6 protein-coding genes are annotated in these 9,656 nt (G+C 60.5%); all 6 read left to right on the top strand.

Features of this window, described 5'->3' with window-relative positions; all coding sequences use genetic code 11:
- Positions 1-95: 95 nt before the first annotated feature.
- The 6 genes from ACA058_RS21810 to ACA058_RS21785 all read left to right on the top strand — a co-directional run bounded on the left by ACA058_RS21810 (position 96) and on the right by ACA058_RS21785 (position 9,431).
- Entirely contained in the window at positions 96-1,052 is a 957-nt protein-coding gene (locus ACA058_RS21810; RefSeq protein ID WP_497635856.1) for an alpha/beta hydrolase, read from the top strand.
- Positions 1,053-1,271: 219 nt separating this feature from the next.
- Positions 1,272-3,344 (top strand): type VI secretion system Vgr family protein, encoded by a 2,073-nt coding sequence (locus ACA058_RS21805; RefSeq protein WP_497635855.1) that lies wholly within the window; start codon positions 1,272-1,274, stop codon positions 3,342-3,344.
- The gene (locus ACA058_RS21800; protein ID WP_497635854.1) at positions 3,337-4,209 is read left to right on the top strand and encodes a DUF4123 domain-containing protein; all 873 of its coding nucleotides are present in this window, start codon (positions 3,337-3,339) and stop codon (positions 4,207-4,209) included. The genes ACA058_RS21805 and ACA058_RS21800 overlap by 8 nt, the downstream gene beginning before the upstream one ends.
- Positions 4,206-7,637, top strand: a complete 3,432-nt coding sequence (locus tag ACA058_RS21795) for a toxin VasX (protein WP_497635853.1) — start codon at positions 4,206-4,208, stop codon at positions 7,635-7,637. The genes ACA058_RS21800 and ACA058_RS21795 overlap by 4 nt, the downstream gene beginning before the upstream one ends.
- 355 nt (positions 7,638-7,992) lie before the next feature.
- Positions 7,993-8,817 carry a DUF6708 domain-containing protein gene (locus ACA058_RS21790; protein ID WP_497635852.1) on the top strand — a complete coding sequence of 275 codons (825 nt, stop codon included), beginning with the start codon at positions 7,993-7,995 and terminating at the stop codon, positions 8,815-8,817.
- 8 nt (positions 8,818-8,825) lie between these two features.
- Positions 8,826-9,431 carry a hypothetical protein gene (locus tag ACA058_RS21785; protein WP_497635851.1) on the top strand — a complete coding sequence of 202 codons (606 nt, stop codon included), beginning with the start codon at positions 8,826-8,828 and terminating at the stop codon, positions 9,429-9,431.
- Positions 9,432-9,656 lie beyond the last annotated feature (225 nt).

Raw genomic sequence — 9,656 nt, 5'->3', positions numbered from 1 at the left:
AAATCCCCTCGCCACAGATGACAGCACTCACCTCAGGGAGCGTCGCTCGTTTCAAGATTGATTATTGACCTCTTTGTGTAAAAGGATTCCCCTCCATGGCCGTACTGCCAGAACTTGAAGCTTTCCTCGAACTCGCCGAGTTCGGCCGCCTCACCGGCAAAAGTCGCCCGATGCACGAACAGACCCCGCAACAAGCGCGGATCGACTTCGAAGCATCCTCCGGGTTCCTCGATGTGCCGCTGGACAACATCGCTTGCGACAACTTCACCATCACCGCCCGCGACGGCCACAGCATCGCGGCGCGCCTGTATCGCGACGGCCAAACCGTCAACGACCTGCAACCGGTAATCCTGTATTTCCACGGCGGCGGCTACGTGGTCGGCAGCCTCGACTCCCACGACGCACTGTGTCGACGCCTGGCGGCCCAGGGCGGTTTTGCCGTATTGACCGTGGATTATCGCCTGGCCCCTGAATGGCGTTTTCCAACCCCTGTGCAGGACGCCTGCGACGCCGGCAACTGGCTGGCTCGCGAAGGCGCTGCCCGCGGCCTGGACGCCACACGAGCGGCACTGGCCGGTGACAGCGTCGGCGCGACACTGGCCACGGTGTTGTCGATCATCGCCGTTCGCGAACCTGCAGAACTGGCGTTGAAACCCAAGGCCCAACTACTGGTTTACCCCGTCACCGACGCCACCACCCACCGCGCCTCACACCGGGTTTTCGCCGAGGGTTACTTGCTGGAAACCCCGACCCTGGACTGGTTCTACGCCCATTACGCACGTACCCCTCAGGACCTCGCCGACTGGCGCTACTCGCCGCTGCTGGCCGAGGACCTGTCGGGTTTGGCGCCGGCGCTGGTGTACCTGGCCGGTTATGACCCGTTGCATGACGAAGGCTTGGCCTACGCCGAGCGCTTGCGGGCTGCGGGGAATGAGGTGACGTTGCTGGAGCAACCGGGCATGACCCATGACTTCTTGCGCATGGCGGGGTTGTTGGGTGAGGTGGAAGGGATTCACGCGGAAGTGGCGGGGTGGGTACGTTCAAGGATTTGATCTGAAGTAAAAAGCCGCCATTTCTGAGTTGGGAATGGCGGCTTTGCTGTGCCTGAAAAACAAAACATTCCGAAATACGGAAATTTCCCACGTCATCGGTGGAATTTTCCGGCATTCATTTTCGCTGCCTCTTGTTAGCTTTCTCGGCCATTACCGCTTGTTGATGTCGTCATGGACAGAGACTCGCACGGTTGTCGTTCTCAGCTCAAGGATCAGCCTATGTTCGCACCGGCCAATGTTGCTCATTTCGAACTGAAAATCCCCACGGTTCCCAACGATTTCAAGGTACTGGCCTTTGACGGTACGGAAGCCATCAGCGGCTTGTACGCGATCCGTATCGAGCTGGTCAGCGAGTACCGTGACCTTGATCTGGAAAGCCTGCTGCGCCAGCCGGCGTTTCTCCAGTTCGGCCTCGATGGTGAAGGCATTCATGGGTGCATCGAAGATGTCTCGGTGGGTGAAAGCGGCAGGCGCCTGACCCGTTACCAACTGAACCTGGTGCCAGCACTGCACTACCTGCAGTTCAGCCACAACCAGCGGATTTTCCAGAGCCTGACCGTTCCGCAAATCATCGCCCAGGTACTCAAAGGCCATGGCATTCTGGCCGATGTGTTTACCTTCCACGTCTCCCCCGGCCCCGAGCGCGTCTACTGCACTCAATATGCGGAAAGCGACTACGAACTGGTCCAGCGGTTATGCGCCGAGGAGGGCATTGCCTGGCACCATCAGCACTCTCCCGATGGCCATAGGCTGGTGTTTACCGACCATCAGAATTTCTTCCCCAAGCTGGGTGCAACCCCTTATCAACCTGGCAGCGGTATGGTCGCAGAGCACCCGGTGATCGATCGTTTTTCCACGCGTTTGAGCACCCGGACCAGCACGGCCATGCGCCGCGACTACGACTTCACACGCCCGAACCCGCCACTCGAAGGCCGCGTCACGACCGGGAGCGGGCCGGAACTGGAAGACTATCGCTACCCCGTGTTCATCGACAATGAAAAACACGCTAAGCAGCTTGCCCGGCACGCGCTGGAACGTCATCGCACTGATTACCAGCTGGCCGAGGGCAGCAGCGATCAACCGAATTTGCGCAGTGGCCACTTCTTTGACCTGACCGAACACCCGCGTCAACCCTACAACGATTTGTGGTTGTTGCTCAGTGTCAGTCACGCTGGAAAACAACCCCAGGTACTTGAAGAAGTGATGCCCAGCGAGGTGAAGCCCGAAGACGGTTTCACCCAGGGTTACCGCAACCGCTTCAGCGCGATGCCTTGGGATGGGTCTTATCGCCCGCCGCTGGTCCCGCGCAAAACGCTGCTGGTCAGCCAGACCGCCCGTGTCACCGGGCCTGAGGGCGAAGAAATCTTTTGCGATGAGTACGGGCGGGTCAAGGTCGAGTTTCATTGGGACCGCGCCGGCCTGGGCAATGACAAGAGCAGTTGCTGGCTGCGGGTGTCATCCAACTGGGCAGGAGACAGGTTCGGCGCGGTGACCATCCCGCGCATCGGCATGGAAGTGGTGGTGACTTACCTGGAAGGCAATCCGGATAATCCGTTGATTACCGGTTGCGTGCCCAATGCGATCACTGCCGTGCCGTACCCCTTGCCGCAGCACAAGACCAAAACCGTGCTGCGCAGCCGCAGCTCGCCCGCCAGTGGCGGCTACAACGAGCTGTCGATTGAAGACCGTGCCGGGCAAGAAAAAATTTACCTGCGCGCCCAGCGCGACCTCGAACAGCTGATCCTCAACGACAGCGACACCCGGATCGGTAACGACCGCCGTGAGCAGATTACGCGAGACAGTCACAGCCTGATTGGCAACGACCGGTTCGAACAGGTCGGAAAAAACAGTTCCAGCCTGATCAAGGGCGACGAACTACACACCACGCAAGGCCAGCGCCACACCATGATCGGTGGTAACGAGCTGATCAGCATTGCGGGCAACAGCAGCACCACGGCCAGCGGCACGCTGGTGATTCAAGCCGGGCCCCAGGTCCATGTCACTGCCGCCAATGTGGTGATCGATGCCGGCATGAGCCTGACGCTCAAGGCCGGTGAGCACTACATCGTGATCAACCCAGAGGGGATTTTCAGCAGTGTGCCCATCGAAGAGGGTGGCATCCCGTTGGCGGGAGTGCCGCCGGCCCCGCCGTTGTCGGCCAAAGGGTCGGTAGCCGCGGTGGTTCAGGCGCCCGTGTTGGCACCCGCGCAGCGCTTGGTGCTGATGGCCAAAAAGCCTGTTTGCGCGATGTGCGAAGTCCTCAAACAGCAGAGAGGGGCAACCCATGCTTGAGTTGCCGCCATTGCCAGATGACCTGCCCTGGTCGTTACCGTCCTATCTGCTGTTGGACGGGGTCAGCGCCGCGAATCTGGCGCATCGCCTGCACCGCTGGGATAACCCGGTGTATTGCCTGTACCACGGCACGCGCTGGCATGAGCTGGCGAACATCTCACCCTGTCTGGTCACGCTCAAGGGGGCAGGGGATTCACTGCTGGCGTACTTCCAGGAACATGCGGCGCTGGAATGGGGGTATCTGCTGTTCAGCGAGGCCGACGCGTTAGCGCTTTGCAAACATTGGCGCCGCCTGCTCAGTGTTGAGCAGGCAGAGGGCGTGGATGTCATGCCGCGTATTGCTGATCCAGCCGTCATGCATCAGTTGTTCCATCTCGCCGCGCAAGACAACAGCGCACGTTGGTTTGGGCCTGTCGCAAGCGTCTGTCTGCCCGATGGGGTAGCGGGCGTCTGGCGGCAGCACATCCGTCTCGATCACGCCCGCGCTGAACCGCAAACGTATCGGCTGACCGATCAGGAGCTTACGGCACTGGGAGAGGTCGAGTTTCGCACCGTCGTCTCAGCCTTGGGTGAGCACTTGCAAGCGCACTTCCCGGAGTTCATGGCGAATTTTCCAGGGCCTGAGTGTCGTCAATATGTACAAACACTGGCGAGCGAAGCCTACCAGCAAGGCTTTTCCTCAGATCAGGAAATGGCGCTATACGCGAACGTTTTTGCTTATCTGGCCGGGCAACCGGTGATTGAACATCCTGATATTGCGCAACTGCTGGCGGGGGCGGCAGCGGGCGCGCCATTGGCGCGCGTACAACGTGCTGCCGAGCTGGCCGAAAGCCGTGCTGCCGATCGACAAGGAGGCCTACTGTGACTGTCCGACAACAACCCAAAGTCAGCGCCAATACGGCGGCCATGGCCATGAGCGCCAAGGACGCCCGTTCACCCATCGGGCTGTGCCCCTTGATGGGCCAAAAAGTGCAGCTGCTGCCGTTGCGCTACGGCCTGGTCGAGCACCTCGATCCCTCTGCGAAACTGTCAATGCCGCTCAAACTGAACAGCCAGCCCCTGGGCATTCGGCTGCTGCGTGACGGCTTCCTGTACATCATCGATAACAACACCGGCTACCTGCACGAATACCGCGTCGAACAAGGGCAGATCAGCAAACTGCTGTGGCAGGGCCAGGAGGTGGCGGGCGACACGCGCACCGCGTCGGTCAGCGAGCCGCATCTGGTGTTCACCCGGCAACACCGCTTGTACGCCAACTATTCGGAAATCCAGTGGACGGCCTTCAAATGCGCGCAAATGCTCAAGGACGCCACCGAGCGTGAACGCCTGATGCAACGCATCGATCTGGCCAGCGCTTGCCCCGTTAATGGCGGTCCTGGCTTGTTGAGCAAGCTGCAGGCGGAAAAATGGTTGGCGGAAGTGGCGCCACCCATCGCGCTAGCCACGGGCAAGGGCCCCGAGGCATTGCCCGAGGGCGCCCACCCGCAGGAACGCCAACCCTATAGCTGGGAAGCCGCGTCGCTGTTCAAGGAAACGGCGATCGAAGCGCTCACCAGTCGGGTGCTGGGCGTCTACCAGAACGACTATCTGTTTTTGGTCTTGCGCGACGATTTTGGCGTGATGCGCGACCTGGCCAGCGCCCAACTGCAGGTGGCGGACTGGATCGAGCACTGGAGTGCCGACGAGGTGGCTCAGCGCAAATACCTCACCGGCGCTTACATCCAGTCCTTGTATGAGGTGGGGCCGGCGCGCCTGCAAGACTTGGCCACCACGGATCCCGCGGTCAAAGCCCTGCAGGACGACCTCAACCCGCAACAGCAGACGGCGGTTCATGATTACTTACGGGCCAAGCGCGAACACAACGGGCAGTCAATCTATGGCGACGAGCAGGCCTGGCGAAAGGCGGCGACCAGCAATCCTTACGCGCGCGCCTTCGTCAACCTGCTCGATGCCCTGGGCGAAGCGCTGTGGCAAAAACATCAAAGCACCATCGGCGGCCTCCACCTGCGAACCTGGGAGGCGCTGAACGGCAAGGCCATCGGCGAGCGGGGCATTGATCACCTGGTCAAGCGGGCGGAGATGCAAGCGTTCGTCCGCCAGCAGCAAACGCTGCTCAGCCATTGGCAACAGCGCCTGCACGCCATTCGTGAAGACCGCTTGAACATGATTACCGGCGGCCACTTTCACCGTGCCGCCTGGTACTACGATTTCGAGCAAAACACGCAAATTCAGCATCGCCTGGAAACCGAATTCGTCTGTGTGGCAGCCCTGTGCAGCCATCGCGACGCGACTGAAAGGCTCGCCGCTTTCCTCGAACAAAACCCGCTCACCGTCGTAGCGGGGCTGGAAACCCTGACCCTCGCCGATCAACTGGATATGAGCAAGAAGCTGCTGGATCTGAGCAACTTCTCGATCCAGGTCGCCACGGCTCCGGACAGCCTGGCCAGCGTCAACGCGCTGGCCAATCAATTCAACAGCCTGATGAATGAACGGCTGCCCAACTATGCGGATCTGAATACGCGGTTCAAGGGGCTACAGAGTTTGTTGGATGGGGCGTACAACCCGGCCAGGCAACTCAGCATTGCGGACGAGCTAGAAACTGCCCATGACGCATTAAAGCAGCGACAGCACATCGACCCCAATAACTTCCTCCGTGACCTCGGACAGTCGACACGCCTGCAACTGTTGCGCGAGTTTTCCCGCAGCGGCTTGACCTTGCGGGCGGCGTCGGCTGACGAAATCCAGGCCTTCAACAAGACCCGCGATGCCGCCCTCGATCTGCGCCGCCACCTCAAGCGCGCCTACCAGCTGCGCCGTCTTGAGTTGTCACGGCAAACCCACGGCTTGAGCGCGCCGGGCAGCGAGCAGGCGCATAACCAGCGGATCAATGAGCTCAAGGTTGCGCTGCTGCCGCTGGAAGAGCGTCTCAGCCGGGCGTTGACGGTGGGCGGCGGCGGGCGGCGGCAGATCGGTGCGGTGGTCGAAGGCATGGACCCGGCGCTGCGTAAGGAAATGCAGCGCACGGTGCGGGATTTCCGCGCGACGGGGACGTTTGGCAAGCCGCTGAGTGGCGCCCTGAACTCCGGTGGAGATGGCATTGCGCTGTTGTTGTTTGTGTATCAGGGGCAGAAGTTTGTTGAGGTGTTGAGTTCAATCCTGAAAAAGGATGACCGCTCTATATCTGATAAAGCGGCTTTTGCAGAGTCCTTGATCGGAATGTCGGCGGCAGGTTTTGCCTTGGTACAAGGCTTGTCAGTAACGATCCTTCAAGCGCATATCGAACAAATGGACAGTGCCGCCGGCAAGCTCAATACCATGAGCCGCCTGGGACGTTGGGCAGGTATCGCAGGGTCGGGTGCGTTTGGATTTGGTGCTGCGGCTGCGGCCATTGATTTAGGCAAGCATTCCCAGCAATGGGGTAAAGCGCTCGCCGCAGGCAATCATCAGGCATTGGCGGCTACGACCCTGCAAATCGCGGGCGACGGCATTCTCGTGGGCACCAACACCTGGGGCGCCAAACACACGACAACAATCATCAGCCAGATCCTCAAGAAGCCTGCTCAACTGCGAGCCCTGGCCTGGGCCGAAGCCAGCCCGCGGCTGCTGAGCATCGCCGCCAGAGTCAACGTGGTGGGGCTGATCGGCACGGCCCTGCAATTGGTCGGCGAAGGCCTGTACAACTACTTCAACTTGGACGCCCTGCAAAAATGGTTGCAAGCCAGCGCCTGGGGCTCGGCCAACCTGCAACGCAGCCTGGCCGAGGACTGGAGCGCCTTGGCCCGGGTGGTGCAGCAACCGACCTGTGAGCTGGTTCGCAAAGGCCAGCGTACCTACTTACAACTGCGACTGCCGGGTGTGCGCACTCGCGAAATGGACAGTCGCCAACTGCACCTGCGGGCCTTTCATCAAACCCGCGATCGGCAATCCGAACCCTACAGTCGGCAGGCACCGCCCGTCCGTTGGCAGGCAAACAGTGCGGCCTGGGCTGCAGTTGCCATGGTCGTCAGCCAGGAAGACGAGGCGCTGACCCTTCAGCTGCCGATCAGCGAAGCCCAGCAAACGTCGGATTTCGCTTTGGCCCTCAACATCCGCTACCAACTGGAGGACGAGCGCAACTTGTTTCACCACACCAATTTTATCCTGCGCGACCTGCGCATCGCGACGGTGCGGGGCGTACGGTTGCCGGCCGAGGGCCGGTTTGTGCTCGATGACGTGGAAGCCTTGCCCAGCGGGCTCGAAAAGACGCTCTTCAGGCGGTTCAAGCGCGAAGAAATGGCGGCGCTCGATGATTAGCCAACTGTTCAAGCGCAGAAAACCGCCGGAAACCCCAGCGCCGACACTGGACATTCGCAGCCAGCGGCCCCGTGCCGGGGAGCTGCGGGTCAGGGGCTTGAATGAAACCCTGTTCCTGGCGCCATTGCCGGTGTACACCGGTCAGGCACAAGTATCTCGGCGTAACTTTTCGGCGATGAACGAGATTTATCTGGAGTTGGGGGGCAGCAACTACGGGATGGTAGAGCTGGGGAAAAGATTGGCGTTCATGCTCTGGATGCCTATGTTTGTAGCTTTTATAGCTCCAAGTATATTCATCCTATATGGGGTGCTTTTTTATCCAGAAAACTTCAGGAACCCATTGCAAGAGCTACTCATGTTCTTTGAAGTTACTACCAAAGTTTCGCTTCCTTTCATTCTGCCCATCGGTGCATTCATCTACAGCATGCTCTCCAACGTCCGAACCCTGGCCAAAAGCTACCCGGTCCGCTTCAACCGCCAGCGCCGCGAAGTCTGCTACATCGATGACACCAGCCATCGAGTGCTGATCGTGCCCTGGGAGAGCGTGGTAGCCTGGGTCGCCCGCAGCCAGGGCGTGACCAGCTACGGTGCGATGCGCGATTACACTTTCGGCATGGGCCTTGAGGACGAAGAGCACGACACCGTGCAGTTTATCTTGTCGGCCCAACCCAGCGATGCGCATGCGCTGGGCATGTGGACGTCCATCCGCAACTACATGGAAGACGGGGAACTGGTGGATACGCCCAACCCCATGCTTGCCGCGTTGGGGATTACCCTGACCGAGGATGAGCTCAAACCTTATGAAGGGCTGCACACTTTTGAAATCGAACGGCTCGACGCCAGGGCATTGGGTAGGCTGGACGACGGAGGAGGCGATCTGACTGCCGAAGAGCGCAAGCGTTGGGGATACTCCAAGCGTTCCCACTGGCCTCTGCGCTGGTGGTACGTCAGACGGGTGATCGTGTTCTGGAAAATGCCCTACCTGATCGCCGAGTGGGCGCACAGCAAGGGCCGTCCGACCCTACCGGAAAACGTGCAAGCCTGGTCGCAACCGCTGCCCCCCGAACAATGGGCCCAGCCCAGCTCGGCCCTGCAAAAAGCCAACGCCCTGGTCAAGACCGCTATGGATAAAAAAGGCGCGAGCTTCGTCGATGCCTGCAAAGCAGCGGGACTGCATTGAACCCTGCGTTGCACACATCGCCCGGCGGCCAACTGCAAGCCAGCGCCTGGGGCACGGCCAACCAGCAACGCAGCCTGCCCGAGGACTGGAGCGCCTTGGCCCGGGTGGTGCAGCAACCGACCTGTGAGCTGGTCCGCGAAGGCACGCGCACCTACCTGCAACTGCGACTGCCGGGTGTGCGCACCCGCGAAATGGACAGCCGTCACCTGCGCCTGCGGGCCTTTCATCAAACCCGCGATCGGCAACCCCAACCCTACAGTCGGCAGGCACCATCTGCACGCTGGCAGGAAAACAGTGCGGCCTGGGCTGCGGTAAACGTGGTCGTCAGCCAGGAGGAAGAGGCACTCACGCTTCAGCTGCCGATCAGCGAAGCCCAGCAAACCTCGGATTTCGCCCTGGCCCTCACCATCGGCTACCAACTGGAAGCCGAACGCAACTTGTTTCACTACACCAATTTTGTCCTGCGCGACCTGCGCATCGCGACGGTGCGGGGCGTACGGTTGCCGGCCGAGGGCCGGTTTGTGCTCGATGACGTGGAAGCCTTGCCCAGCGGGCTCGAAAAGACGCTCTTCAGGCGGTTCAAGCGCGAAGAAATGGCGGCGCTCGATGATTAGCCGACTGTTCAAACGCAGAAAACCGACTGAAGCTACAGAGCCAACACCGGACATCCGTAGCCAGCGGCCATGTGCTGGTGAACTGCGGGTCCGAGGCTTGAATGAAACCCTGTTCCTGGCGCCCTTGCCGGTGTACACCGGTCAGGCACAAGTATCTCGGCGTAACTTTTCGGCGATGAACGAGATTTATCTGGAGTTGGGGGGCAGCAACTACGGGATGGTAGA

Source organism: Pseudomonas sp. LBUM1649, assembly GCF_059716155.1.
The sequence above is the reverse complement of the archived record's forward strand: the minus strand, read 5'-3'. Positions and strand labels throughout refer to the sequence as shown.

Coding starts and splice junctions, on each gene's coding strand:
- ACA058_RS21810 (WP_497635856.1), top strand. CDS start 96: ATGGCCGTACTGCCAGAACTTGAAGCTTTCCTCGAACTCGCCGAGTTC.
- ACA058_RS21805 (WP_497635855.1), top strand. CDS start 1,272: ATGTTCGCACCGGCCAATGTTGCTCATTTCGAACTGAAAATCCCCACG.
- ACA058_RS21800 (WP_497635854.1), top strand. CDS start 3,337: ATGCTTGAGTTGCCGCCATTGCCAGATGACCTGCCCTGGTCGTTACCG.
- ACA058_RS21790 (WP_497635852.1), top strand. CDS start 7,993: ATGTTCTTTGAAGTTACTACCAAAGTTTCGCTTCCTTTCATTCTGCCC.